General features: G+C 63.6%; 28 protein-coding genes. 14 read left to right on the top strand and 14 right to left on the bottom strand.

Translation table 11 applies throughout. The features are described from left to right. The 5 genes from pirA to mazG form a co-directional block, all read left to right on the top strand. On the top strand, positions 1–1,862 hold a 1,862-nt coding region (gene pirA / locus HMPREF2914_RS05030; protein ID WP_070702804.1), incomplete at its 5' end, for a TonB-dependent siderophore receptor PirA. A 249-nt stretch (positions 1,863–2,111) separates the two neighbouring features. Continuing rightward, entirely contained in the window at positions 2,112–3,011 is a 900-nt protein-coding gene (gene cysM, locus HMPREF2914_RS05025; RefSeq protein WP_023092147.1) for a cysteine synthase B, read from the top strand. Between the two features lie 8 nt (positions 3,012–3,019). After that, positions 3,020–4,372 carry a 23S rRNA (uracil(1939)-C(5))-methyltransferase RlmD gene (rlmD, locus tag HMPREF2914_RS05020; protein ID WP_023092146.1) on the top strand — a complete coding sequence of 451 codons (1,353 nt, stop codon included), beginning with the start codon at positions 3,020–3,022 and terminating at the stop codon, positions 4,370–4,372. Positions 4,373–4,456: 84 nt separating this feature from the next. After that, positions 4,457–6,700 carry a GTP diphosphokinase gene (gene relA, locus HMPREF2914_RS05015; protein WP_003086042.1) on the top strand — a complete coding sequence of 748 codons (2,244 nt, stop codon included), beginning with the start codon at positions 4,457–4,459 and terminating at the stop codon, positions 6,698–6,700. 104 nt (positions 6,701–6,804) lie between these two features. Further along, positions 6,805–7,635, top strand: a complete 831-nt coding sequence (mazG, locus tag HMPREF2914_RS05010; protein WP_003086045.1) for a nucleoside triphosphate pyrophosphohydrolase — start codon at positions 6,805–6,807, stop codon at positions 7,633–7,635. Positions 7,636–7,678: 43 nt separating this feature from the next. Here the strand turns inward: mazG and lpxO2 are convergent, their stop codons facing one another. Beyond that, positions 7,679–8,617 carry a lipid A hydroxylase LpxO2 gene (gene lpxO2 / locus HMPREF2914_RS05005; protein ID WP_023092145.1) on the bottom strand — a complete coding sequence of 313 codons (939 nt, stop codon included), beginning with the start codon at positions 8,615–8,617 and terminating at the stop codon, positions 7,679–7,681. A 232-nt stretch (positions 8,618–8,849) separates the two neighbouring features. Here lpxO2 and HMPREF2914_RS05000 point away from each other — a divergent pair, with 232 nt between their 5' ends. Both HMPREF2914_RS05000 and HMPREF2914_RS04995 read left to right on the top strand, forming a co-directional pair. Next, positions 8,850–9,389, top strand: a complete 540-nt coding sequence (locus tag HMPREF2914_RS05000; RefSeq protein ID WP_003086049.1) for a DUF2058 domain-containing protein — start codon at positions 8,850–8,852, stop codon at positions 9,387–9,389. A 187-nt stretch (positions 9,390–9,576) separates the two neighbouring features. Further along, on the top strand, positions 9,577–10,905 hold the full coding sequence (locus HMPREF2914_RS04995; protein WP_009315337.1) for a Wzz/FepE/Etk N-terminal domain-containing protein: 1,329 nt from the start codon (positions 9,577–9,579) through the stop codon (positions 10,903–10,905). Positions 10,906–10,945: 40 nt separating this feature from the next. On the opposite strand, the gene HMPREF2914_RS04990 is transcribed toward HMPREF2914_RS04995, so the two are convergent. The 4 genes from HMPREF2914_RS04990 to HMPREF2914_RS04975 all read right to left on the bottom strand — a co-directional run bounded on the left by HMPREF2914_RS04990 (position 10,946) and on the right by HMPREF2914_RS04975 (position 12,062). Beyond that, positions 10,946–11,137 (bottom strand): hypothetical protein, encoded by a 192-nt coding sequence (locus HMPREF2914_RS04990; protein WP_003454532.1) that lies wholly within the window; start codon positions 11,135–11,137, stop codon positions 10,946–10,948. 93 nt (positions 11,138–11,230) lie between these two features. Then, positions 11,231–11,557: a Rho-binding antiterminator gene (locus HMPREF2914_RS04985; protein WP_003086055.1), complete on the bottom strand. Its 327-nt coding sequence runs from the start codon at positions 11,555–11,557 to the stop codon at positions 11,231–11,233. Between the two features lie 5 nt (positions 11,558–11,562). Then, entirely contained in the window at positions 11,563–11,817 is a 255-nt protein-coding gene (locus tag HMPREF2914_RS04980; protein ID WP_003086057.1) for a DUF2024 family protein, read from the bottom strand. Between the two features lie 11 nt (positions 11,818–11,828). After that, entirely contained in the window at positions 11,829–12,062 is a 234-nt protein-coding gene (locus HMPREF2914_RS04975) for a glutaredoxin family protein (protein WP_003086058.1), read from the bottom strand. A gap of 115 nt (positions 12,063–12,177) precedes the next feature. On the opposite strand from HMPREF2914_RS04975, the gene HMPREF2914_RS04970 reads away from it, so the two are divergent. Then, entirely contained in the window at positions 12,178–12,738 is a 561-nt protein-coding gene (locus HMPREF2914_RS04970; RefSeq protein WP_003112585.1) for a MarR family winged helix-turn-helix transcriptional regulator, read from the top strand. A gap of 53 nt (positions 12,739–12,791) precedes the next feature. Here HMPREF2914_RS04970 and HMPREF2914_RS04965 read toward each other — a convergent pair whose 3' ends face one another. From HMPREF2914_RS04965 to purM, 3 genes are read right to left on the bottom strand one after another with little or no spacing between them, the layout of a single operon-like run. Next, positions 12,792–13,508 carry a DUF3108 domain-containing protein gene (locus HMPREF2914_RS04965; RefSeq protein WP_003086061.1) on the bottom strand — a complete coding sequence of 239 codons (717 nt, stop codon included), beginning with the start codon at positions 13,506–13,508 and terminating at the stop codon, positions 12,792–12,794. Continuing rightward, the gene (gene purN / locus HMPREF2914_RS04960) at positions 13,501–14,169 is read right to left on the bottom strand and encodes a phosphoribosylglycinamide formyltransferase (protein ID WP_003102402.1); all 669 of its coding nucleotides are present in this window, start codon (positions 14,167–14,169) and stop codon (positions 13,501–13,503) included. The genes HMPREF2914_RS04965 and purN overlap by 8 nt, the downstream gene beginning before the upstream one ends. Then, positions 14,169–15,230: a phosphoribosylformylglycinamidine cyclo-ligase gene (gene purM, locus HMPREF2914_RS04955; RefSeq protein ID WP_003109942.1), complete on the bottom strand. Its 1,062-nt coding sequence runs from the start codon at positions 15,228–15,230 to the stop codon at positions 14,169–14,171. Before purM ends, purN begins: the two co-directional genes overlap by 1 nt. A 213-nt stretch (positions 15,231–15,443) precedes the next feature. On the opposite strand from purM, the gene HMPREF2914_RS04950 reads away from it, so the two are divergent. Both HMPREF2914_RS04950 and hda read left to right on the top strand, forming a co-directional pair. Then, a complete protein-coding gene (locus tag HMPREF2914_RS04950) occupies positions 15,444–16,481 on the top strand; it encodes a DUF2066 domain-containing protein (protein WP_003102400.1) in 1,038 nt (345 codons plus the stop codon). Between the two features lie 201 nt (positions 16,482–16,682). Further along, a complete protein-coding gene (hda, locus tag HMPREF2914_RS04945; RefSeq protein ID WP_003102398.1) occupies positions 16,683–17,387 on the top strand; it encodes a DnaA regulatory inactivator Hda in 705 nt (234 codons plus the stop codon). A 198-nt stretch (positions 17,388–17,585) separates the two neighbouring features. On the opposite strand, the gene HMPREF2914_RS04940 is transcribed toward hda, so the two are convergent. From HMPREF2914_RS04940 to arsC, 3 genes are read right to left on the bottom strand one after another with little or no spacing between them, the layout of a single operon-like run. Further along, on the bottom strand, positions 17,586–18,005 hold the full coding sequence (locus HMPREF2914_RS04940; RefSeq protein WP_023092144.1) for a DUF2069 domain-containing protein: 420 nt from the start codon (positions 18,003–18,005) through the stop codon (positions 17,586–17,588). Position 18,006: 1 nt separating this feature from the next. Beyond that, complete coding sequence (wrbA, locus tag HMPREF2914_RS04935) at positions 18,007–18,603, bottom strand: NAD(P)H:quinone oxidoreductase (RefSeq protein ID WP_003102394.1); 597 nt, start codon at positions 18,601–18,603, stop codon at positions 18,007–18,009. Next, positions 18,600–18,953 (bottom strand): arsenate reductase (glutaredoxin), encoded by a 354-nt coding sequence (arsC, locus tag HMPREF2914_RS04930; protein WP_003140785.1) that lies wholly within the window; start codon positions 18,951–18,953, stop codon positions 18,600–18,602. The genes wrbA and arsC overlap by 4 nt, the downstream gene beginning before the upstream one ends. A 124-nt stretch (positions 18,954–19,077) precedes the next feature. On the opposite strand from arsC, the gene HMPREF2914_RS04925 reads away from it, so the two are divergent. Together HMPREF2914_RS04925 and HMPREF2914_RS04920 are read left to right on the top strand one after the other, a co-directional pair. Next, on the top strand, positions 19,078–20,313 hold the full coding sequence (locus HMPREF2914_RS04925) for a YihY family inner membrane protein (protein WP_003117099.1): 1,236 nt from the start codon (positions 19,078–19,080) through the stop codon (positions 20,311–20,313). 158 nt (positions 20,314–20,471) lie between these two features. Then, positions 20,472–20,657: a hypothetical protein gene (locus tag HMPREF2914_RS04920; RefSeq protein ID WP_003112577.1), complete on the top strand. Its 186-nt coding sequence runs from the start codon at positions 20,472–20,474 to the stop codon at positions 20,655–20,657. Positions 20,658–20,667: 10 nt separating this feature from the next. Here HMPREF2914_RS04920 and HMPREF2914_RS04915 read toward each other — a convergent pair whose 3' ends face one another. Continuing rightward, the gene (locus HMPREF2914_RS04915; protein ID WP_023092143.1) at positions 20,668–21,051 is read right to left on the bottom strand and encodes a hypothetical protein; all 384 of its coding nucleotides are present in this window, start codon (positions 21,049–21,051) and stop codon (positions 20,668–20,670) included. A 344-nt stretch (positions 21,052–21,395) separates the two neighbouring features. Between HMPREF2914_RS04915 and HMPREF2914_RS04910 the strand changes: the two genes are divergently transcribed. Together HMPREF2914_RS04910 and HMPREF2914_RS04905 are read left to right on the top strand one after the other, a co-directional pair. Next, positions 21,396–21,860, top strand: a complete 465-nt coding sequence (locus tag HMPREF2914_RS04910; protein ID WP_003102387.1) for a TlpA disulfide reductase family protein — start codon at positions 21,396–21,398, stop codon at positions 21,858–21,860. Next, a complete protein-coding gene (locus HMPREF2914_RS04905) occupies positions 21,860–22,135 on the top strand; it encodes an acylphosphatase (RefSeq protein ID WP_023092142.1) in 276 nt (91 codons plus the stop codon). Before HMPREF2914_RS04910 ends, HMPREF2914_RS04905 begins: the two co-directional genes overlap by 1 nt. A 16-nt stretch (positions 22,136–22,151) precedes the next feature. Here HMPREF2914_RS04905 and HMPREF2914_RS04900 read toward each other — a convergent pair whose 3' ends face one another. Together HMPREF2914_RS04900 and HMPREF2914_RS04895 are read right to left on the bottom strand one after the other, a co-directional pair. Further along, complete coding sequence (locus tag HMPREF2914_RS04900) at positions 22,152–23,108, bottom strand: hypothetical protein (RefSeq protein ID WP_003086088.1); 957 nt, start codon at positions 23,106–23,108, stop codon at positions 22,152–22,154. A gap of 8 nt (positions 23,109–23,116) precedes the next feature. Next, positions 23,117–24,832, bottom strand: coding sequence for a proline--tRNA ligase (locus tag HMPREF2914_RS04895; protein ID WP_003134223.1), 1,716 nt, complete (start codon positions 24,830–24,832; stop codon positions 23,117–23,119). Positions 24,833–24,931: the final 99 nt, after the last annotated feature.

Here is a 24,931-nt window from a genome sequence, read left to right as displayed (position 1 = left end):
TCGACGGCAAGCCGGTCAGCTCGCGCAACTCGGTACGCTACGGCTGGCGTGGCGAACGCGACACCCGCGGCGACAGCAACTGGGTGCCGCCGGAGGAGGTCGAGCGCATCGAGGTCCTCCGTGGGCCCGCGGCGGCACGCTACGGTTCCGGCGCGGCGGGCGGGGTAGTCAACATCATCACCAAGCGCCCGACCGATCGTTTGCGTGGCTCCATGACGGTGTTCACCAACATTCCGGAAAGCTCCAAGGATGGCGCCACGCGCCGCGCCAACTTCAGCCTCAGCGGGCCGCTGACCGAAGCCTTGAGCTTCCGCGCGTACGGCAGCGCGAACAAGACCGATTCGGACGATACCGACATCAACCTCGGACATACCGTCAACCCGAGCCGTACCGTGGCCGGACGCGAAGGGGTACGCAATCGCGATCTCAGCGGGATGCTGTCGTGGCAGGTGACCCCCGACCAGGTCGTCGATTTCGAAGCGGGCTTCAGCCGACAGGGCAACATCTATGCCGGCGATACCCAGAACAACAACGGCACCGCCAATACCCAGGGACTCGCCGACGACGGTGCGGAGACCAACCGCATGTATCGCGAGAACTACGCCATCACCCACAACGGGACCTGGTCGTTCGGTACTTCCAGGTTCGTCGCCCAGTACGACTCCACCCGCAACAACCGTCTGGAGGAGGGGCTGGCCGGTTCCGTCGAGGGGCAGATCGGCGCCGACCGTTCGTTCAGCACCAGCAAGCTGGAGAACTATCGCCTCAGCGGCGAACTCAACCTTCCGTTGCATGCGTTGTTCGAGCAGGTGCTGACGGTGGGCGCGGAGTGGAACAAGGAAACCCTCAACGACCCGTCCTCGCTCAAGCAGGGCTTCGTGGGAAGCGATAGCTTGCCGGGGACCCCCGCGGCCGGCTCGCGAAGCCCGAAAAGCAAGGCGGAGATCCGGGCGCTGTACGTGGAGGACAATATCGAACTGCGCCCCGGCACCATGCTCACTCCCGGGCTGCGCCTGGACGATCACAGCGACTTCGGCCTGAACTGGAGCCCGAGCCTGAACGCTTCCCAGACGCTCGGCGAATACTTCACGGTCAAGGCCGGTATCGCACGGGCCTTCAAGGCGCCCAACCTGTACCAGAGCAACCCGAACTACCTGCTCTATACCCGTGGCAACGGCTGCCCGATCCAGACCAGCAGCGGCGGCTGCTACCTGGTCGGCAACGAGAACCTGGACGCCGAGACCAGCGTCAACAAGGAACTGGGCATCGAGTTCCGGCGCGATGGCTGGGTCGCCGGGCTCACCTACTTCCGCAACGACTACAAGAACAAGATCGTCGCGCCGCTGGATGTCATGGGACAGACCGGGACCGGTAACAACATCCTGCAATGGAGCAACGCGAAGAAGGCGGTGGTCGAAGGCCTGGAAGGCAACCTGCTGGTCCCCCTGCACGAGGACCTGAGCTGGAGCACCAACCTGACCTATATGCTGCAATCCAAGGACAAGGACACCGGCAACCCGCTTTCGGTGATCCCCGAGTACACCCTGAACTCGACCCTGGACTGGCAGGCCAGCGAGCGTCTTTCCACCCAACTGACCAGCACCATCTACGGCCGCCAGGAGCCGCCGAAGCATGGCACCAGCCGCAACACGCCGGTGGTCTCGCGAAAAGAGGTGGGTACCTATGGCATCTGGGGCGTCAGCGCCGGCTACACCTTCAGCGAGAACCTGAGCGTACGGGGCGGGGTAAGCAACCTCTTCGACAAGCGCCTGTACCGCCAGGGCAACTCCTTCGACGCCGGCGCGGCAACCTACAACGAGCCGGGTCGCGCCTACTACGTTTCGATGACCACCTCGTTCTGATCGCCGCGGCCAACGTGCTTTCACCGGCAGGCGCAACGCCTGTCGGACCTTTCTTTGGCGTTGGTCAGGCATCGGCTGTCCAACGCCAGGTTTTCTCTTCGGACGCCTCTGGTCATCGCATCGCATGCCGTTTCGGGCGGTCTTTCGGCTGAATCGGCATGCATGACCGGATATTGCGGTGCTAGGGTCCGGCCCCAGTTTCCCGGTATCATGCTCAGCCTTTACCGTCAGTGCCGAACGAGTGCCTCCATGACCGTGCAGTACCCGACTATCGCCGACTGCGTTGGCAATACCCCTCTGGTGCGTCTGCAGCGCCTTCCCGGGGAAACCTCCAATACCCTGCTGGTGAAGCTCGAAGGCAACAACCCCGCGGGATCGGTGAAGGACCGCCCGGCCCTGTCGATGATCAGCCGTGCCGAACTGCGCGGCGACATCCGCCCCGGCGATACGGTGATCGAGGCTACTTCCGGCAACACCGGCATCGCCCTGGCCATGGCGGCGGCGATCAAGGGTTACAAGATGATCCTGATCATGCCGGACAACTCCACGGCTGAACGCAAGGCGGCGATGACCGCCTATGGCGCCGAGCTTATTCTGGTCAGCAAGGAAGAGGGCATGGAGGGCGCGCGCGATCTGGCCGACAAGCTGCAGCGCGAAGGCCGCGGCAAGGTCCTCGACCAGTTCGCCAATGGCGACAACCCGGAAGCCCATTACCACAGCACCGGCCCGGAAATCTGGCAGCAGACCGGCGGCAGCATCACCCATTTCGTCAGCTCCATGGGCACCACCGGGACCATCATGGGCGTCTCGCGCTACCTCAAGGAGCAGAACCCGGCGGTGCAGATCGTCGGCCTGCAACCCATGGAGGGCTCGGCCATCCCGGGAATCCGACGCTGGCCGCAGGAATACCTGCCGAAGATCTATGACGCCAGTCGCGTCGACCGGGTCGTCGACATGCACCAGGACGAAGCCGAGGACATCATGCGCCGGCTGGCCCGCGAGGAAGGCATCTTCTGCGGCGTGTCCTCCGGCGGGGCGGTGGCGGCGATGCTGCGCCTGTCCCGCGAACTGGAGAATGCCGTGCTGGTGGCGATCATCTGCGACCGCGGCGACCGCTACCTGTCTTCCGGCGTCTATGACCCGCGCTGAGCATGTCCATGGCCAGAAATAAGGGCGGGCTGCGCTTCCAGCCCAGCGGTGGTGCGCGCGGTCCCGCGATACCGGTAGGCAAGAAGCAGCGCCTGACCATCGAGCGCCTGGCCCATGACGGCCGAGGTATCGCCCACGAGGCGGGGATGACCTGGTTCGTCAGCGGTGGGCTGCCTGGCGAGGAACTTGAGGCCCGGGTGCTGGGCGCGCGAAGCAAGGTGGTCGACGCGCGCAGCGAGCGCCTGTTCAGCAGTAGCGACCTGCGTCGCCGCGAGCCCTGCACTGTAGCGGGTCGCTGCGGCGGCTGCACCCTGCAGCACCTGGAACACGGCGAGCAGTTGGCCCTGAAGCAGCGTACCTTGCAGGAGCAGTTGCAGCGTTTCGCCGGGATCGAGCCGGAAGAATGGGCCGCCCCCCTGGTCGGGCCCGAATTCGGCTATCGGCGCCGCGCTCGGATCGCCGTGCGTTGGGATGCCAGGGCGCGGCGTCTGGATGTCGGCTTCCGTGCCTCGGCCAGCCAGGAGATCGTCGCCTTCGATGAGTGCCTGGTCCTGGTGCCGCCTTTGCAAACGATTGCCCGTGCCCTGCCTGCTCTTCTGCAGGACTTCCGCAAGCCGGAAAGCATCGGTCACGTGGAGCTCTTCCATGGCACGGCCAGTGCATTGCTGTTGCGGCATACGACTGCCCTGGTCGACGAGGATCGCCAGCGCCTGGCCGCTTTCTGTTCCGCACACCAGACCCAACTCTGGCTGCAAGGTGCGGAACAGCCCTTGCCGGTGGAGCCGGCTGCCGAACTGGGCTACTCCTTGGGTGACTGGCAACTGACTCTGGCGTACCGACCCGGAGACTTCGTCCAGGTCAATGCGCCGGTGAACGAGTCGATGATCCGCCAGGCCCTTGACTGGCTGGCGCCGACCGCCGACGAGCGGGTCCTCGACCTGTTCTGCGGGCTGGGCAATTTCTCCCTGCCGCTGGCGCGCCGGGTGGCGCGGGTAGTCGGGGTGGAGGGCGTGGCGGCGATGGTCGAGCGGGCAGGCGCCAACGCGCTGGCCAATGGCCTTGGCAACGCGCACTTTTTCCAGGCCGACCTGTCCAAAGCGCTTGCCGAAGCGCCCTGGGCGGAGCAAGGTTTTACCGCTGTGCTGCTCGATCCGCCGCGCGACGGCGCGTTCGAGGCGGTACGCGAAATGAGTTCTCTGGGTGCCCGGAGGGTAGTCTATGTATCCTGCAATCCGGCGACCCTGGCGCGCGATGCTGGCGAAATGGCCAGGCAGGGCTATCGTCTGAAGCGCGCCGGAATCCTCGATATGTTTCCGCAGACCGCACATGTCGAGGCCATGGCTTTGTTCGAGGCAGGCTAGGATGCCTGCGTAATCCGACCAGCCCGTTCGAAGGCTGGCGCAGTCATCGGTGGGCTACGCGCACCGTGGTAAAGGGTAGGCAAGATGGTACAGGTGAGAGCGCACCAGCCGGTCAACACCGACGGCAGTATCAACCTCGAGGCCTGGCTGGACCACGTCCAGAACCTCGTCCCCGGGCTCGATCGTCAGGGCTTGCTGGAGGCTTGCGAGTTCGCTCGCGAATCCGAGCAGCGAGCGATCGCCGCACAGAACTCCTGGGCAGAAGGCACGTCCAGCTTCCAGACCGGACTGGAAATCGCCGAGATCCTCGCGGACCTCAAGCTGGATCAGGAGTCCCTGGTCGCCGCGGTCATCTATCGAGGCGTGCGGGAAGGCAAGATCACCCTGGAAGCGGTCAACAAGCATTTCGGGCCGGTGGTGGCCAAGCTGATCGAGGGCGTGCTGCGTATGGCCGCGATCAGCGCCAGCCTCAATCCGCGCCATTCCATGGTGCTGGGTACCCAGGCGCAGGTGGAGAACCTGCGCAAGATGCTGGTGGCGATGGTCGACGACGTTCGCGTCGCCCTGATCAAGCTGGCCGAGCGCACCTGCGCCATTCGCGCGGTGAAGAACGCCGACGAGGAAAAGCGCCACCGCGTCGCCCGGGAAGTCTTCGATATCTACGCGCCGCTGGCCCACCGCCTGGGCATCGGGCATATCAAGTGGGAGCTGGAGGACCTGTCCTTCCGTTACCTCGAGCCCGACCAGTACAAGCAGATCGCCAAGCTGCTGCACGAGCGCCGGCTGGATCGCGAGCAGTACATCGCCAACGTGATGAGCCAGTTGAAGGAAGCTCTCGCGGCCACCGGCGTACAGGCCGATCTCAGCGGACGGGCGAAACACATCTATTCGATCTGGCGCAAGATGCAGCGCAAGGGCCTGGACTTCAGCCAGATCTACGACGTTCGCGCCGTGCGCGTGCTCGTTCCGGAGATGCGCGACTGCTACACCGCGCTGGGCATCGTGCATACCCTCTGGCGGCACATTCCCAAGGAATTCGACGACTACATCGCCAACCCCAAGGAAAACGGCTATCGCTCGCTGCACACCGCAGTGATCGGCCCCGAGGGGAAGGTGCTGGAAGTACAGATCCGTACCCACTCCATGCACGAAGAGGCGGAACTCGGGGTCTGCGCGCACTGGCGCTACAAGGGGACCGACGTCAAGGCCAGCTCCAACCATTACGAGGAAAAGATCTCCTGGCTGCGCCAGGTGCTCGAATGGCACGAGGAACTGGGCGACATCGGTGGCCTGGCGGAGCAACTACGGGTCGATATCGAGCCGGACAGGGTCTACGTCTTCACTCCCGACGGCCACGCCATCGACCTGCCCAAGGGCGCGACCCCGCTGGATTTCGCCTATCGGGTCCACACTGAGGTCGGGCACAACTGCCGCGGGGCGAAGATCAACGGACGCATCGTGCCGTTGAACTACAGCCTGCAGACCGGCGAGCAGGTCGAGATCATCACCGGCAAGCACAGCGGTCCGAGCCGTGACTGGCTGAACAGCAACCTGGGCTACGTCACCACCTCCCGGGCGCGGGCGAAGATCGTCCACTGGTTCAAGCTGCAGGCGCGGGACCAGAACGTCGCTGCCGGCAAGGCCCTGATCGAACGCGAACTGTCGCGCCTGGCGCTGCCGCCGGTGGATTTCGACCGGCTGGCGGAGAAGGCCAACGTGCGTACCGCCGAGGATATGTTCGCCGCTCTCGGCGCCGGCGACCTGCGCTTGGCGCACCTGGTCAACTATGCCCAGCAACTGGTCGAGCCGGACCGCGACAGCGAGCAACTCGAACTGATCCCGCGCAAGCCGAGCAAGATCGGCCACGGCAAGCGCGGCGACGTGCAGATCCAGGGCGTCGGCAACCTCCTGACGCAGATGGCCGGCTGCTGCCAGCCGCTGCCGGGAGATCCCATCGTCGGCTACATCACGCTGGGCCGTGGGGTCACCATCCACCGCCAGGATTGCGCCACCGCGCTGCAACTGGCGGGACGCGAACCGGAGCGGATGATCCAGGTCAGCTGGGGGCCGGAGCCGGTTCGCACCTATCCGGTGGATATCGCGATCCGTGCCTATGATCGTTCCGGCCTGTTGCGCGACGTGTCCCAGGTGCTGCTCAATGAGCGGATCAACGTTCTGGCGGTGAATACCCGTTCGAACAAGGAAGACAACACCGCGACCATGCAACTGACCATCGAGATTCCCGGTCTGGACGCTCTTGGACGCCTGCTGGCGCGCGTTTCGCAACTGCCCAACATCATCGAGGCGCGGCGCAACCGTACGCCTTGAGGCGAGGCGGAAACAGGCCACGGGCGCTCGCAGGCTGCCCGTGGCCTTTTCGTTTCCGGAAAGGGCAGAATGCCCGGACCGTTCACTGAAGACCCGAGATACCCATGTACCGACTCGACGACCTGCTCCACCTCATGGCGCGCCTGCGCGATCCCGAATTCGGCTGCCCCTGGGATCTCCAGCAGAGCTACGCGACCATCGTCCCGCACACCCTGGAAGAAGCCTACGAAGTAGCGGACGCCATAGAGCAGGGGGATTTCCCGCAATTGCGCGAGGAACTGGGCGACCTGCTGTTCCAGGTGGTTTATTACAGCCAGTTGGCTCGCGAAGAGGATCGCTTCGCTTTCGACGAGGTGGTGGACGGCATCACCCGCAAGCTGATCCGTCGGCATCCCCACGTATTCCTCGATGGCGATCTCTATGGCAAGCCCGATGCGGCGAAGCTCGCCGAAGCGGCGGTCAAGCAGCGCTGGGAAGAACTGAAGGCCGAGGAGCGTGCCGCCAAGGCCAAGGAGCCGCAGCAGTTGTCGCTGCTGGATGACGTTCCTGTCGCCCTGCCGGCGTTGTCACGGGCGGCGAAGCTGCAGAAGCGCGCGGCGCAGGTCGGTTTCGACTGGCCGGAAGCGCTGCCGGTGGTGGACAAGGTTCGCGAGGAGCTGGACGAAGTCCTCGAGGCGATGGCAGAGGGTGACGAGGGTGCCGTGGGCGAGGAGGTTGGCGACCTGCTGTTCGTCGTGGTCAACCTGGCCCGGCATCTCAAGGTCGATCCGGAGGCTGCTCTGCGCCAGGCCAACGGCAAGTTCGAGCGGCGCTTCCGATTCATCGAGCGGAACCTGCGCGAAGCCGGCCGGAAAGCCGAAGAATGTTCGCTGGAGGAACTGGACAGCCTCTGGGGCGAGGCCAAGAAAGCGGAGAGGAGCGCGCCTGGCTGTTGATGGGGAAAATTACCGTGGCAGCCGGGCTGCCACGGCATCTGAATCAGCCGAAGATCCAACGATAGAGGATGACCAGCAGGATCACCGCCAGCACCGGGCGGAGGATTCGGTAGGCCTTCGGGTAGGCGCGTTTGAAGCGCTTCACCTGGGCGCCGATGGCATTGCCGCCGCGAATGGCGACCGAGTAGGCCTGGTTGATGCTGCCGACGCGTTCGCCTTCGACGTTCTGCGGTGCGGTCGCACGCCCGAGAATGCCGCTGATCCAGCGATTGAGCCGGGTCAGCAGGCGGGAGCGGAGCGGCCGCTCGATATCGCAGAAGAGAATCACCCGGGTCTGCTCGGTCTCGTTCTTCACCCAGTGGACGAAGGTTTCGTCGAACATCACGTCTTCGCCATCACGCCACGCGTAGGGCTGGCCGTCGACGTAGATGCGACAGTTGTCCGAATTCGGCGTGGACAGGCCGAGGTGGTAGCGCAGCGAGCCGCCGAAGGGGTCGCGGTGCGGATTCAGGTGGCTGCCGCCGGGAAGCAGGGCGAACATCGCGCCCTTGACGTTGGGGATGCGGCTCACCAGCTCTACTGTCTTCGGGCAGAGCTGCTGGGCGGAGGGCAGCGGGCCGTCGTACCAGGTCAGGTAGAAGCGCTTCCAGCCTTTCTTGAAGAACGAGCCGAAGCCGGCTTCGTTGTTGTTCAGGGCAGCCCGGATATAACCCTCGTCGAACAGGTTGAGGGCTTCTTCGCGGATGGTTTGCCAATTGTTCTTCAGTTCGTCCAGCTCTGGAAAACGGCTGCGATCCAGATAGGGCTTCGAGGGGACGCTGGAGAACAGGTACATCAGCGAGTTGTAGGGGGCGAACCAGGCGGAGTGGTTGACCAGTTGACGCAGGAAGGGCAAGCGCGCGCGCCCACGGAAATGGACGAACAGGACGCTGGCGACGAACAGGCCCACCAGAGTGACTTTTACCAGGAGAGAAACGCTCATGCCTTGCTTTCCATGCCTTCGATATCAGGGGCCGGGAGGAGTGCCTGCGGGTGCTCGGGACGGTAGGGAGGGGTCTCCAGGGCATGCGTGGCAGTTTGCGAGCCGCCGAGACTTGCGTTGAGGCGGCTGAGGCTGGAGGATTATACCCCCTGCGAGGGCCGGCTGAACCCCAGTCGGCTGGAAGATTATGCCGCACCCCACCGGGCGTGCCACGCGAGCGAGTCGTTGACGAATGAGCATGTCATTGCGTGACCAGTTGCTGAAAGCCGGGCTGGTCAATGAGAAACAGGCCAAGCAGGCCACCAAGCAGAAACAGAAACAGCAGCGCCTGGAGCACAAGAACCAGGTCGACAAGGACGACTCCCAGCGCCAGGCGGCGGAGCAGGCCAAGGCGGAAAAGCTGGCGCGCGACCAGGAATTGAACCGCCAGCAGCAGGAAAAAGCCGAGAAGAAGGCCAAGGCCGCGCAGATCAAGCAACTTATCGAAGGGACGCGCCTGCCCAAGCTGGAAAGCGACGACTACTACAATTTCGTCGACGCCAAGAAGGTCAAGCGGATCGCGGTCAACGACCTGATCCGCGACAAGCTGAGCCGAGGCAGCCTGGCTATCGTCAGCTATGACGGACGCTACGAGATCGTGCCCCGGGATGCGGCGGTGAAGATCCAGGAGCGCGATCCGCGGCGGGTGGTGCTGCTCAACGTACAGAGCCAGGAGCCGGACGAAGACGATCCCTACAAGGACTATGTGGTGCCCGACGATCTCATGTGGTGAGGTCCGCATCCGGAGTGTCGCTTGACCGGTACGGATGCCGGTCAACTACCAATTCTGGAATGCGAAGCAGTTCTAAAATAACTACCGATGATTTCGTTTCGATAGCATAATGCTTTTCCTCAGAAATCTCCTACGGCTGCCTTTGCGTGCATCTGTGGGCTAGCCGCCTATCGAAAAGGACGTTGGTATGCCTTCCTCACAGCTTCCGGGGGCTTCGCCCTCGGAGATCGATATCGTTCAGCTGTTCCAGCAATTGTGGGCGTCGAAGTGGCTGATAGCGCTGATCGCGGCCTTGGCGACCGCCGCTGCGCTCGCCTACGCGCTGTTGGCCGTTCCGACCTACCAGGTGGATGTCCTGTTGCGGCCGATCCAGACCAAGGCCCTGGAGGCTGTCAATGTCAAGGGGCTTTATGCCCTGACTCCGCGGGAAGCGCTGGATCGCGTCGGCAATGAGCTGGCAGCCTACTCCGGCAGGCTGGAGTATTTCGAAGCCCATCCAGAGCTATTCCAGCAATTGAACGCCGAGGGTCTGTCCCCCGAGCAGGCTTTCTGGAAGTTCAACCAGGATGCCTTCAGCATGCAGCAGACGGACTTGAAGAAGGACCCCCAGGCGGCGCCTTTCTTCCGCTTGTCCATGCAGTATCCCCAGGGCATGGATGGTGCCGCCATTCTCAACGGCATGCTCGCGTCGACCATCGAGAACGAGCGCCAGCGAATCCTGGACGACCTCCAGGCACGTATCGACGGTCGCCTGCAATTCCTCGAGCAGGATATCGAAGGCAAGCGTGCCAGTTACCAGGCTAGCAAGGAAGGCAAGATCGCCCGGTTGCTGGAAGCGGACAGCATCCGGCGGGCTGGCTTGGAGGATGAGCTCAGGGCGTTGCGCGGGCGGCTGAAGATGGTGCGCGACTCGCGTATCCAGCAGCTCAACGAAGCCATCCAGATCGCCACGCGGCTGGGGATCGTCAAGCCGACGACCCCGGGCGCACTGGGAGAGGTCGGGCAGGATGGCTCGCGCAGCGTTTTCCGCACCGAGGTGAATAACCAGCAGATTCCCCTGTATTTCATGGGTGTCGATGCCTTGACCGCCGAGCGCGATACCTTGCTCAAGCGCAAGGGCGATGACTTCACCGAGCCCCGCGTGGCGAAGATCCAGCAGGAGCTGAAGCAGCTGGAGAACAACCGTGAAGTGCAATACCTGCAGGCTCGAAAGGGCGAGGAGCGTTTCTTCGAAAACATCGACAAGCTGCGTGGAGAGCAGGCGCGTCTACAGACCTTGAGGGCAAGTGACCTTAAGATCGAACTGGTACGGGTCGACCAGAAAGCTGCAACGCCTCTGAGGCCGATCAAGCCACGCAAGGCCCTGGTGGTGGCCTTGGGCCTCCTGGGTGGGCTGGCGCTCGGCGTGCTGGTGGCTCTGGTTCGGGCGATGTTGCGTGCCCCACGGCAACGGGTACAGGAAGATAGCCTGCCGCCGGGAGTCGTCAGCCTCGACCGGAGCCTTTCCGGGACCTGAGACCAAAGGTGCGCCCCCGAAGTACGCGGGGGCGCATGGTTCAGGCCGATTTACCTATCTGCCGCAGTTCTTCTTCTTTCTCCAGTTTGATCCGATAGGCGTGGGCGTCATCCTCGTTATGGAAGACGCCAACCAGCAGTCCCTGCTGATGCACGTCCCAGCAGCGGCGGCCAAGCGCACGCAGCTCGCGGGATTTGTGGTCATCGTCACGCTCGGTCACTGTCACACTCATCTTTTCTGCTCCAGGGTTGATCTGCATCAAGGCAAATCCAGCCTATTTCAATAGCAGGCTAATCAAATAGTCCTGGAATTGAGAAAAACCTTTTCAGTTTCCAAGGTGTGAAGGTGGCATGCCGGATGCTCTGGAACAGGCCTCTTCCCTCAGGCGTATGCGGCCGAACAAGGCCGCTTCCGTGAGGGCGGTAATCGCCAACAGGCGATCCAGGCGCAGCAGCAGAGTCGCTCCTTCGACGGCCACCTCAAGGTATTCCTCCTTGCCGCCGCCTGGCCGAACGGCCCGGGTATGCGTCGTGCGCGCCTCGGCTTCGAAGCGAACACCATCCTCGAGTTCGAGGAGCAACCGGTAGCGGTAGAGGCAGGCGATCTCCAGGTAGTCATGGAGATCGCAGGCGATCGGGTGGTAGCTGTCCATTGGCCTCAACAGCCTTCCAGGGGAAGGATGTAATGGCCATGGAGCCGAATGGCTTCGGCAACCTCTGCTGTCGCAATCTCGCTATGGCAGTAGCTGCAATGCCCCTGGCTGATATCGGCCTCGTCTATGCCTCTTCCGGCGAGCCAGCGTCGAGCGAACTCGCCGGCGCGAGCCCCCAGCTCCTCCGTGACCAGGACATCGAAGTGCAGGTAGCGGCCGTCGCGGGTTCGCACATGGGTGTCGAAGATCTTCACCTCCATGGCCGTTCTCCTTATTTCAGATCGCTGAGCGCCGCACCGAAGTTAAGGTGCAGTACCTGTCCGTCGACAACCAGGGCAGGAACCGACTTGACCCCGGCCTTTTCCGCCTCGGCGATGCGTGCCGATTGTTCGGCGAGATGGACCACTTCGATGTCCACCTGCTTGCGATCGAGCAATGGCAGCAAGGAACGTTCGGCTTCGACACAGATTGCGCAGCCGGCGTGGTAGTAGATGGCTTTGGTCATGCTGATTCTCCTGTAGGAATTTAGTATCGATACGATACGTTTTCAGCCTAAACAAGGGGCGACCTCTTTGTCAAACATGTTTTTAGTCGATACTATATTGGCAAGGAGGTATCCCATGTCCGCCATCGCCCTTTACGATTATCTGGAAAGGCTGACCAGCCTGATGCGTGCCTGGTCCCGCGAGCAGCCGCTGGTGGCTGAGCTGCAGCCGGTGCAGTTGAGCGCCTTGCATTACCTGGCGCGTTGTAATCGCTATTCGGATACTCCGCTGGGCGTGACCGAATACCTCGGCTTGACCAAGGGCACAGTGTCGCAATCGCTCAAGGTGCTGGAAGGGAGGGGGCTGATCAGCAAGCTGCCGGATGCGCGGGATCGGCGCAGCGTTCATCTGCGGCTGACCGATGCGGGGCGCGCGCTGATCGAGGCGGTGATTCCGCCGCAGTTCCTCGAGCAGGCCGTCACGGCACTGGGCGAGAAGGGTGAACACTTGCAAGGCTTGTTGCGTGATCTTCTGGTCGTCATCCAGCGTCAGGAGGATGTGCCTGGTTTCGGCCTTTGTCGGTCCTGCCGGTTCCATCAACGGCGTGCGGGCTCGCCCTTCTGCGGTCTAACCGGGGAGCCGTTGAGCGATGCCGATGCCGAACTGATCTGCCGCGAGCACCAGGCCTGCGGCTGATCCGCGGGCAATAAAAAACCGGGCAATGGCCCGGCTTTTCGTGGGAGGGGGGATCAGCTCTTTTCGCCAGTGACGGTCTTGCCGTCGATGGTGCCTTCCTTGAGCATGATCTGGTATTCCTTGCCGTCGGTTTCCATCTGGTACAGGCGGACCAGCAGGTAGTCCCAGTCCTTGGCGAACCAGAGGATGGTCTTGCGGTTGCTCTTGCCCGGATCACGCACGCGCTCGACCTTGATCGCGTTGATCAGGCCGGCCTGGGTGCGTACCTTTTCCTCGCCGAGAACCCGGAAGTCGTAGGTATCGACATCCTCGCCCTCGATGATCTGGTAGCTCATGCTCTTCTTGCCGTCGGCAACGTCATGCTGCAGGACCAGTTGATAGGTGGACTTGTCCAGTTGACCGCGATTCAGGGGTTGCCGCACCGCATCGCCGCGGTCGCTGCCGAGCACCTGCTTCTGCGACCAGTCGAAGTCCAGCTCGATCTGCTTGCCTTTGCCCAGACCCTGGCGGGCGAAGCGGTAGGTCTGCGGCAGGAAGGTGTCGTTCTCGACCTTGAAGGTGCTGACTTCGTTGAGACTGGCCAGCAGCATGGAGGCCTCGAAGTCCAGTTGCCAGCGGCCGTCGCCGAGAGCCTTCAGGCTGCGGGAGGCATTGCCGCTGATGGGCATCTGTTTCCAGTCGGCGGTATAGCTGGCGGTGAACGGCTTCAGCTCGAAGGCATAGGCCGGCAGGGTCAGCAGCGTCAGCAGGAACAGCATGGCTTTACGCATTGCGAATCTCCTTGGTGCGAATCTGATGGCCGGTGGCAGGCAAGGCCTGGCCATCCAGCAGGGCGCCTTGTTCGCCCAGGCGCAAGCGGCCCTCGGCGAACCAGCGCATGGCCAGCGGGTAGATCCGGTGTTCTTCCTCGTGAACCCGTCTGGCCAGGCGTTCCGGCGTATCTTGCGACTCTACCGGGATTACTGCCTGTACGACCAGTGGCCCCCCATCGAGTTCCTCCGTCACGAAGTGCACGCTGCAACCGTGCTCGCGGTCGCCGGCTTCGAGGGCGCGTTGATGGGTATGCAGCCCTTTGTGGCGCGGCAGCAACGAGGGATGGATATTCAGCAGTCGCCCCTGGTAATGGCGAACGAAATCGGCGCTGAGGATGCGCATGAACCCGGCAAGGATCACCAGGTGCGGTTCATGGGCATCGATCCGTTGTGCCAGGGCCTGGTCGAAGCTTTCGCGATCGGCATAGGCCTTGTGATCGAGCACCTCGGTCTGGATGCCGGCCTGGCGCGCGCGTTCCAGGCCATAGGCGTCCGCGCGGTTGGAGATCACCGCGCGGATCCGGGCCGGCGTGGCGCCGTCCCGGAGGCTGTCGATCAGCGCCTGCAGGTTGCTGCCGGAGCCGGAAATCAGCACCACGACATTGCAGAGTTTCGGCATCAGTGGTTTTTCAGATTGTTCAGGACCACGCGCTCGGCGTCCGCGCCGCAGGTTTCGATGCGACCGATCTGCCAGGGTTGCTCGCCGGCGGCACGCAGGACTTCCAGGGCTTTCTCGGCGTCGCTCTGGGCCACGCAGATGACCATGCCGACGCCGCAGTTGAGTACGCGATGCATCTCGGTCTCGTCGACGTTGCCCTGTTCCTGCAGCCAGTCGAATACCGCCGGACGGTTCCAGCTGGCGACATCGATCACGGCCTGGGCGTTGTCCGGCAGGACGCGCGGGATGTTGTCCAGCAGGCCGCCGCCGGTAATGTGAGCCATGGCCTTGACCGCGCCGGTCTGCTTGATCAGTTGGAGCAGCGGCTTGACGTAGATGCGGGTCGGCGCCATCAGCAGGTCGGCCAGCGGCTTGCCGTCGAGTTGGACCTGCTCGATGTCGGCGCCGGAAACCTCGATGATCTTGCGGATCAGGGAGTAGCCGTTGGAGTGCGGGCCGGAGGAGGGCAGGGCGATAAGCGCGTCGCCGGCCTGGACCCTGGAGCCGTCGATGATCTCGGCCTTTTCCACGACGCCGACGCAGAAGCCGGCCAGGTCATAGTCTTCGCCTTCGTACATGCCGGGCATTTCGGCGGTCTCGCCGCCGACCAGGGAACAGCCCGCCAGTTCGCAACCGGCACCGATGCCGGTGACTACGGTGGCGGCGACGTCGACGTTGAGCTTGCCGGTGGCGTAGTAGTCGAGAAAGAACAGCGGCTCGGCGCCGCAGACCACCAGGTCGTTGACGCACATCGCCACCAGGTCCTGGCCGATGCTGTCGTGCTTGTTCAGGTTGAGCGCCAGGCGCAGCTTGGTGCCCACCCCGTCGGTGCCGGATACCAGCACCGGCTGCTTGTAGCCGGCCGGGATTTCGCAGAGGGCGCCGAAGCCGCCGAGGCCGCCCATCACTTCCGGGCGTGCGGTGCGCTTGGCCACGCCTTTGATGCGTTCCACCAGGGCTTCGCCGGCGTCGATGTCCACACCAGCGTCCTTGTAGCTCAACGAGGGTTGCTTGCTGCTCATAAATCCAGGCCTATAGGGGTAATTCGGAGATCGGCCGGCCGCCCAGGCGTGCAACGCTGTTTGCCGGTTTTGAAGGCGCGCGATTTTATCAGGCTTGCCACGCAGCGGCCATCTCGGTTGCCGCTGGACGGACTGCTGTTTAAGGTATAGGTCCACTTGCGCGGCCTTCACAGCTCGTCGCCGCCGTTCCCATCCGTTCGTCGAGAGCCCTCCATGCGCATAGCCCGACTCTTCGTTCTCTGTTTTTCCCTGCTAGGCTTGCCCGTCTTCGCGGCAACGGTCCCCAATCTCTACCAGGTCCACGAGCCGGTTTCGTCGCAGCAGCCCGGAGAGCGCGATGCCGGACTGGTGCGAGCCCTGCAGACCCTGCTGGTGCGTCTGACCGGCAATCCGCAGGCGCCGCAGAACCCGGCATTGGCGGGGTACCTGAAGGATCCGCAGCAACTGATCAGTCAATACGCCTTCGAAAATGGTCCGCCGCTGGCGCTGGTGGTCGATTTCGATCCGACCGCCACCGGTAATGCGCTGCGGGCCGCCGGCCTGCCGAGCTGGGGCGCCAACCGGCCGGCGGTGCTGGCCTGGTGGCTGAACGAAAGCGCCGATGGCAGCTCCCTGGTCGGTGACAACCAGGCCTCGGCCGAACCGCTCAAGCGTGCGGCGCAGAACCGCGGCTTGCCGTTGCGCCTGCCTCTGGCGGATCTCGACGAACAGATCGTCGGTACCCCGGAGAACCTCACCGCCGCCCAACCCGATGCCCTGCGCGCAGCCTCCGAGCGTTATGCCGCCGATGCCTTGCTGGCAGTGGACGCCAAGGAGGCGGACGGCAAATGGCAGGCGCAATGGCGGCTGTGGATGGGCGATTCGCGGGAGCAAGGCCAGGCTGAAGGCGCTACGCCCGACGCGTTGGCAGACAGCGTGATGCTGGCCGTCGGCAACCGCCTGTCTACCCGTTTCGTTGCCACGCCGGGAGCGGCGACCGGCCTGACCCTCCAGGTCCAGGGCGCGACACTGGCACGCTATGCCGAGTTGCAACGCCTGCTCGATCCGTTCGGCGCGCGTCTGGTAGGCGTGCGGGGCGATCGCCTCGACTATTCCGTGAAGGCCAGTCCCGAGCAATTGCGTGCCCAGCTGGGCCTGGCGCAGTTGCAGGAAATCCCGGCCGACAGCGTACCGCTGGATGCCTCTGGCCAGCCCGCAGCGCCCAGCGCGGCGGTGCCGTCGTCGACCCAACTGAATTTCCGCTGGCAGTGAGTCGGCGCGCCGATCCGCTCCTATGCAACGGAGCGGGCCGGCGCGCGACCGGCCGATGCTCTGGGCAAGGAGCCTCGGCTATCGGCAAACCTTTGATTTTGCTTGCCTAGTTGCTCATTGTGCGGCCCTGCCGAGGCGTATAAACTTTGCAGCCTTTACGGTGACTCCTGCGGCGTTTTCGGATTGTCCGCCCAGCCTGGCATGAAACCTATTCAGCTTCCCCTCAGTGTGCGTCTGCGCGACGACGCCACCTTCGCCAACTACTATCCCGGTGCCAATGCCGCGGCACTGGGATATGTCGAGCGTTTGTGCGAAGCCGAGGCTGGCTGGGCGGAAAGCCTCATCTACCTCTGGGGACACGACGGCGTCGGCCGCAGCCACCTGTTGCAGGCGGCCTGCTTGCGTTTCGAGCAGTTCGAAGAGCGAACCATCTACCTGCCGATGGCCGATCTGGTGCAGTACGGCCCGGAAATCTTCGACGATCTCGAGCAGTGCGAGCTGGTCTGCATCGACGACCTGGATGTGCTGGTTGGCAAGCGAGAGTGGGAAGAGGGGCTGTTCCACCTGTTCAATCGACTGCGCGATACCGGTCGGCGCCTGCTGCTGGCGGCATCGAAGTCGCCCCGGGAGCTGCAGGTCAAGCTGCCGGACCTGAAGTCCCGCCTCACCATGGCGCTGATCTTCCAGTTGCACGGTCTTTCCGACGAGGACAAGCTTCGTGCCCTGCAACTGCGGGCATCCCGTCGTGGCTTGCATCTGACCGATGAAGTCGGTCGTTTCATCCTCAACCGCGGTTCGCGCAGCATGAACTCTCTGTTCGATCTGCTGGAGCAACTGGATCGCGCTTCGCTCCAGGCTCAGCGCAAGCTGACCATTCCTTTCCTCAAGGAAACCCTCGGCTGGTAGGCGTCGACAGTCCGTCGACGAACTCCCGCATGGCCGTGCCGCAGTCCTTGGGTTTCGCTTGCGGCAGGAAGTGACCGCCTTCTATCCGTCTCTCCATCCATGCGCCGGCAATACCGGAGCGCTGGCTGTCCGCAGGCTTACCGGCGGTCGGCACTGGAAAGCGGCGCAGGCAGGGCAGGAGGGGCTCCTGCCTTACCATCAGCGTTCCCCGGCGACCCTTCGGTCGTACTGGAATCGCCAGCGCGTATAGAGCAGCGCGGCGCAGAACAAGGTCACGCTGAATAGCACTTCGGCCCAGCCGAACAGGCGCTGCGTGGGATCGAAGGCGGCGAGTACGCCGAGGATGAAATACAGGTTGACCACGTAGCAGGCCCAGGCATGCCCGCGCGCGCTGCCCATGAGCAGTCCGGGGGCCACCACCAGCAGCGGCAGCAGCTTGAAGGCGAGGACCAGCCAGGGCACCCAGCTCGCCGCACCATGGGCGTCCGCGTAGATCAGGTCGCGAATGAGGATGAGCAGGACCAGGCCGACGAAGCTTCCCAGGCTGATGGCGCGGCTGAGCGCCAGGCGCGGCTGCAGCCACGCTACTTCGGGCAGCGGTTTGTTCTTGCGGGCCATTTCAACTCCCCAGCTTGCCGGCGGTTTCCGCCAGGCGTTTGCCCAGCGCGCGACACAGGGTCAGTTCGTGCTCATCGAGGCTGCGCTTGCCATCGGCGCCGGCGAAGTGGCTGGCGCCGTAAGGCGTGCCGCCGCCGCGGGTTTCCAGCAGGGCGGGTTCGCTGTAGGGAATGCCCAGCACCAGCATGCCGTGGTGCAGCAACGGCAACAGCATCGATAACTGAGTGGTCTCCTGGCCGCCGTGCAGGCTGGCGGTGGAGGTGAAGACCGCTGCCGGCTTGCCGACCAGGCCGCCGGTCAGCCACAGGCTACTGGTACCGTCGAGGAAGTATTTCAGCGGGGAAGCCATGTTGCCGAAACGGGTCGGGCTGCCGAGGGCCAGGCCCGCGCAGTTCTTCAGGTCCTCCAGGGTTGCGTACAGCGCCCCCTCCGCGGGGATGTCCGGGGCGACCGCTTCGCATTCGGTGGATACCGCGGGAACCGTGCGTACGCGCGCTTCGAAGCCGCCTTGTTCGACGCCACGGGCGATCTGCCGGGCCATTTCCGCGGTAGCGCCATGGCGACTGTAGTACAGCACCAGGATGTAGGGACTGCTCAAACGAGGATCTCCAGGACTCTTTCCGGAGGCCGGCCAACCACCGCCTTATCACCCGCGACCAGCACCGGACGCTCGATCAGCTTCGGATGCCTGGCCATTGCCTCGATGATGGCCTCTTCGCCAAGACTGGGCTCATCCAGGCCGAGGGCCTTGTATTCGTCCTCCCCGGTCCGCAGCAACTGGCGGGCGGGAATGCCGAGCTTGGCCAGGATCGCTTTCAGCTCGGCGGCGCTCGGCGGGGTTTCCAGATAGCGCACCACTTGCGGTTGCAGGCCGCGGGCTTCGAGCAGTTCGAGCGCTGCGCGGGATTTCGAGCAGCGCGGATTGTGCAACAGGATCAGTTCGCTCATGTCAGGGGTCGCATGGCCGGTGAAGTGACGGCTATTCTAACCGCCTCGTCGACCAGGACTGAACCCGTCGGCGCGAAGTACCGCCCCGAGAGGCGAAGAACCGGCGCGACTTCAAGGAGAGGGCATGCGCGAACATTTCAACGATGGGGTCGAGTTCGCTCGCTTCCTCGCTCATCGCTTCGTCACCGACAAGGCTCCCAACAGCGCGGCGGCGCTGACCTACACCACGTTGTTCGCGGTAGTGCCGATGATGACGGTGATGTTTTCCATGCTTTCGCTGATTCCGGCATTCCATGGCATGGGCGAGTCGATCCAGACTTTCATCTTTCGCAATTTCGTGCCTTCCGCTGGAGAAGCGGTGGAAACCTACCTGAAGAGTTTCACCACCCAGGCCCGGCACCTGACCTGGGTCGGGGTGGTCTTTCTGGCAGTCACCGCCTTCACCATGCTGGTGACCATCGAGAAAGCCTTCAACGAGATCTGGCGGGTTCGCCAGCCACGCCGGGGTGTCGGGCGGTTCCTCCTCTACTGGGCGATCCTCAGCCTGGGCCCATTGTTGCTGGGGGCCGGCTTCGCCGTGACCACCTACATCACTTCGCTGTCGCTGCTCCATGGCCCGGACGCGTTGCCGGGCGCGGAGACGCTGCTAGGGCTGATGCCGCTGGCGTTCAGCGTGGCGGCCTTCACCCTGCTCTATTCGGCGGTCCCGAACGCCCGGGTCCCGGTGCGCCATGCCCTGATGGGCGGCGTGTTCACCGCGGTACTGTTCGAAGCCGCGAAAACCCTGTTCGGGCTGTACGTAAGCCTGTTTCCCGGCTACCAACTGATCTACGGTGCCTTCGCCACCGTGCCTATCTTCCTGCTGTGGATCTATCTTTCCTGGATGATCGTTCTGTTCGGCGCGGTGCTGGTCTGCAATCTCTCTTCTTCCCGTCTCTGGCGGCGGCGCTCGCTGCCCAAGCTGATCGTTCTGCTCGGCGTGCTGAGGGTGTTCCACCAGCGCCAGCAGCTTGGACAATCGCTGCGCCTGACCCACTTGCATCGTGCGGGTTGGTTGTTGCCCGAGGATGAGTGGGAGGAACTGCTGGACTTTCTCGAGAAGGAGCAGTTCGTCTGCCGCGCCGGCGGAGGCGAGTGGGTGCTGTGCCGGGATCTTGGCGCCTACAGTCTGCATCGCTTGCTGAATCGCTGCCCCTGGCCCATGCCTAGCCGAGAGCGCATGCCTGCGAATCTGGACGAGGCGTGGTATCCGCCGTTCCAGCAGGCGATGGAACGCTTGCAGGTGGAGCAGGAGGCGCTGTTCGGAGAAAGCCTGGCCCACTGGCTGGCGGACGGAACCTCGGGAGCGAAGGTGACGTAAAGTGTCAGTTTGCGGCGAACGATGTGCATGAGGCGCTGCATTCTGCCGGAGGAATCCCAGCAAGCGCAGGGAAAGCGCTGTTGGCACGCTTCTGGCAAACCCTCGTGTGACAGTCGTTTCACTCCGTAGTTCCGCCGAGGTTCCCGTTCATGCTCCCAATGTCGAACAAGGTCGTCCATTTGCATCACAAGGATGAGCAGGCAGCGCTTGAGCGTTTGAACCGGATTACCGGGCTGCAGTTCAGCAGTTGGCCGGAGTCGCTGGTGCCGGCGCGTAGCGTCAGCGAACCGTCGCCTGAGAAAGCGCGGGACGAACCCCTGCTCGATCAGGTGCGCCAGGGCTGAGCGATCCGGCTCAAGCTTCGGACAGCTGCTGGGTCCTGTTTTCCTGCTCCACCGCTTGTACGAAGAACTCCTCCACGACCAGTCGGGAAAAGACCGTCGCCGACTTCAGGCGTACCTGCATGTTCTCCACTTTCTGCCGTACGGGTAGGCGGGCAATGCCGGAAAGCAGGATGCGTTGCTGGCGGTCGATTCGTCCGTGATCCACCGCCACTTCGCGCTGGCGCCCGCCATCCAGATAGCTGACCACCAGTGACACCAGCAGGTCGCAGGCATCCGGAAGATGTAGCCAGGCGGCAATGTTGTAGTCCGCGACCAGGCCCTCGTGGGCTGTCAGGGTCGGGCGTGCGGCATCCACCAGGTGTGCGGGGACGCTTCCGATCAGATGGTCTTTCATAAGCAGCAGTGTGTCCGTTTAAAAGGGCTTCGGACTCGTCGCTCTCGACTTCTCCCCAAGTCGATCCTGCCGATGCCTGGGCATACGGCCGGTTGAGTCGTCGCGTCGTGTGTGGCACGCGGATTATAGGGGTGGTCCTTTGCGTCAAACTGTGCGGTTCGACGGCGATCGTCGTGACTCTTCTCGCACTTTGTGCCTTGTAGGAAGTATCGGGGCTTCTTCTTCCCATATTCGTCTCCACTCGGTTTTGCAGAGGTGGATGGCTTCCAGTAAGGTCTCGCCATAGTGCCGCGCCGCGTTGCCCTGGTCCGGCCGATGTTTTCCTGACTCGAGAGGTTCCTGACATGGGGAGTTGGCTACGCCCGCTGGGCGCTGCTGCGGTGTTGTTTCTCGCGGGCTGTTCGGCGGATTACGGAGTCGACCAGGACGGGCGTCCTGTCGCTGCGGAGCAGTTGGACGGGCATTGGCTGGTGGTCAATTACTGGGCTGACTGGTGCGCGCCCTGCCGGACCGAGATTCCGGAGATGAATCGCCTTGCGCAGGTGCTGGAAGGGCAGGGCGGGCGCGTCATTGGCGTGAATTTCGATGGCTTGCGCGATGCCGAGTTGAAGAAGTCGGCCGATGGCATGGGGATTCGCTTCACCGTGCTGGCCGATGATCCGGCGCCTCGCTTCAAGCTCCCTCGCAGCGAAGCGTTGCCTGTCACCTATATCGTCGATGCTCGGGGGGAAATGCGTCAGCGTCTGCTGGGCGAGCAGACGGCCGATGGCATATTGAAACAGCTCGAGGCTTTGCGGGAGGGACGCTGATGGCGAGGATCTGCTTGCATGCCTATGTCGGCGGCCGGGTACAGGGCGTCGGTTTCCGCCAGGCGACCCGGGAAGAGGCTGATCGCCTCGAACTCGACGGTTGGGTGCGAAATCTGGATGACGGGCGTGTCGAGGTCGTCTGGGAGGGCGAGGAGGACCGGGCGAAAGCCCTGGAGCAATGGCTGGGGCGGGGCCCGCGGCACGCGGAGGTCTCTGCGGTCGAGGTCGAGCAAATGCCGCTGCAGGGGATCGCTGGCTTCGTCGTCCGTCGCTGACGAGGCGAGTTCGCCGTCAGGGCGTCTCGCCAGGGTCCGCGGCCAGGCGTCCGGCATCCCGGAGCAGGGCATGCATGAACTGCTGCTGCAGTTCGGGGTCGTTGCGCGTGAGCTCGATCAGGCTCTGTTCCAGTTCGCTGGCTTCTTCTTCCAGGCCCAGCTCCGCGAGGCGTTTCACCCGATGGACCCAGTGGTGGACGTCATCGCCTTCCAGGTCGTCATAGATCAGGGCGTGAGCTTCCAGGAGCTTGCCGCGCAGGCTGCGGCTGACGCGGAGGCTGGCATCGGCGCGGGTACCATCCTGCGGGTCGCTCACCGAAAGATGTATCTGCGAGATGCGGCTGATGTCCTGTTCGGCGAAGGGGCTGTCGAGCAGGTTGAGGCGCAGCACGCCATGACGGTCGGTAAGCAGTTCGTTGAGTTCCTTGCCGGAACTGACCATGACCGGACGCTCCGCCCAGGGCAGGCTGGAGTACTCCAGGCGCTTGTCGCGCTGTTTCTCGTCGATGCTCGCGAGATTCTGTTCGGCGCGACCGTTGGATTCCACGTTCATGAACGGATTCACCCCGGCCAGCCCATAGTTGATCCAGCCGTGGGTGATGTTGTCCGGTACGCTGCCGAAGGTCACCACGTTGACGATGTTCGCTCCGACGCCGGCCACCAGCGCCACCGCGCCCAACGGGATCTCGTAGATCTCCCGCCAGGCCTGGTACGGCGTATAGCGGTCGTAACGGCGCGTCACCTCGAACTCGGTGACCTCGAAGGACTTCTGGTCGTTGATCCGGACCCGGCGCTGCGGTAGTTCGAGCACATCGGGCTGGCCGACATCGACTTGCAGGGTATGTTCGAGCAGCTTCCGCTCGACGCGCTCCTCATGCTCGCTACGCTGCGGCAACTGGTTGGCGCAGCCGCTCAGCAGAAGGCCGCCGCACAGGGCGGCGGCGAATAGGCGCAGGGGTCTTCCGGTGGGCATCGTTACGCTCAGCGGCTGAGTTTTTCGGTGATGAACGACATCAGTTCGCCGATCGGCAGGTTCTGCGACTCGCTGTCACGGCGGCCCTTGTATTCCAGGACGCCTTCGTTGAGGCCGCGGTCGCTGATCACGATGCGGTGGGGAATGCCGATCAGCTCCATGTCGGCGAACTTCACCCCGGGGCTGGTCTTCTTGTCGCGATCATCCAGCAGCACTTCGAAACCGGCTGCGGTCAGCTCGGCATAGAGCTTGTCGGTCGCCTGCTTGACGCTCTCGGTTTCGTACTTCAGCGGTACCAGGGCGATCTGGAACGGCGCCAGTGCGCTTGGCCAGAGAATGCCACGCTCGTCATGGTTCTGTTCGATGGCGGCGGCGACCACGCGGGATACGCCGATGCCGTAGCAGCCCATGATCAGGTTGACCGGCTTGCCCTGTTCGCTCAGGACGTTCAGCTTCATCGCTTCGCTGTACTTGGTGCCAAGCTGGAAGATATGACCGACCTCGATGCCGCGCTTGATCACCAGGGTGCCCTTGCCGTCCGGGCTGGGGTCGCCTTCGACGACATTGCGCAGGTCGGCGACCTCGGGCAGCGGCAGGTCGCGCTCCCAGTTCACGCCGAAGTAGTGCTTGTCCTCGATGTTGGCGCCAGCGGCGAAATCGCTCATCAGGGCGACGGAGCGGTCGACGATGCAGGCGATCGGCAGGTTGACCGGGCCCAGCGAGCCGGGGCCGGCGCCGATGGCGGCACGGATCTCGGCCTCCGAAGCGAATACCAGCGGGCTGGCGACCAGCGGCTGGTTGGCGGCCTTGATTTCGTTGAGCTCGTGATCGCCGCGGACGATCAGGGCGACCAGCGTGCCTTCTTCGGCGCCATGCACCACCAGGGTCTTGATGGTTTTCTCGATCGGTAGCTGGAAGCCGTCCACCAGGGCCGCGATGGTCTTGATGTTGGGCGTGTCGACCAGGCGCATGTCCTCGGTGGCGCTGCCGCGGGCGCTCTCGCGCGGCACGGCTTCGGCCTTCTCGATGTTCGCGGCGTAGTCGGAGCTGTCGCTGAAGACGATATCGTCCTCGCCGGAGTTGGCCAGCACGTGGAACTCATGGGAGTCGCTGCCGCCGATGGAGCCGTTGTCGGCTTGCACGGGACGGAAATCCAGGCCGAGGCGGGAGAAGATCTTGCTGTACGCCTGGTACATCCCGTCGTAGGTCTGCTGCAGCGAGTCCTGGCTCAGGTGGAAGGAATAGGCGTCCTTCATGATGAATTCGCGTCCGCGCATCAGGCCGAAGCGCGGGCGGATCTCATCGCGGAACTTGGTCTGGATCTGATAGAAGTTGATCGGCAGTTGCTTGTAGCTGTTCAGCTCGTTGCGCGCGAGGTCGGTGATCACTTCTTCGTGGGTCGGGCCTACGCAGAATTCGCGCTCGTGGCGGTCCTTCAGGCGCAGCAGCTCAGGGCCGTATTGCTCCCAGCGCCCCGACTCCTGCCACAGCTCGGCCGGCTGCACCGCCGGCATCAGCACTTCCAGGGCGCCGGCAGCGTTCATTTCCTCGCGGACGATGGTCTCGACCTTGCGCAGTACCCGCAGGCCCATTGGCAGCCAGGTGTAGAGACCCGAGGCCAGGCGACGGATCATGCCGGCGCGAAGCAGCAGTTGATGGCTGATTACCACCGCGTCGGCGGGGGTTTCTTTGAGCGTGGAAAGCAGATACTGACTGGTACGCATCTTTGGCCGTTATGTCGGTTGTATCGGGAGGAATGGCTGGGCATTGTACGGTGCCGGTCTGGCTGCGTACAGGGCGCCGGCCATCGATGATGAGGAGTC

The sequence above is a fragment of the Pseudomonas sp. HMSC067G02 genome, from assembly GCF_001813485.1.
GTDB classification, from domain to species: domain Bacteria; phylum Pseudomonadota; class Gammaproteobacteria; order Pseudomonadales; family Pseudomonadaceae; genus Pseudomonas; species Pseudomonas aeruginosa.
The sequence above is the reverse complement of the archived record's forward strand: the minus strand, read 5'-3'. Positions and strand labels throughout refer to the sequence as shown.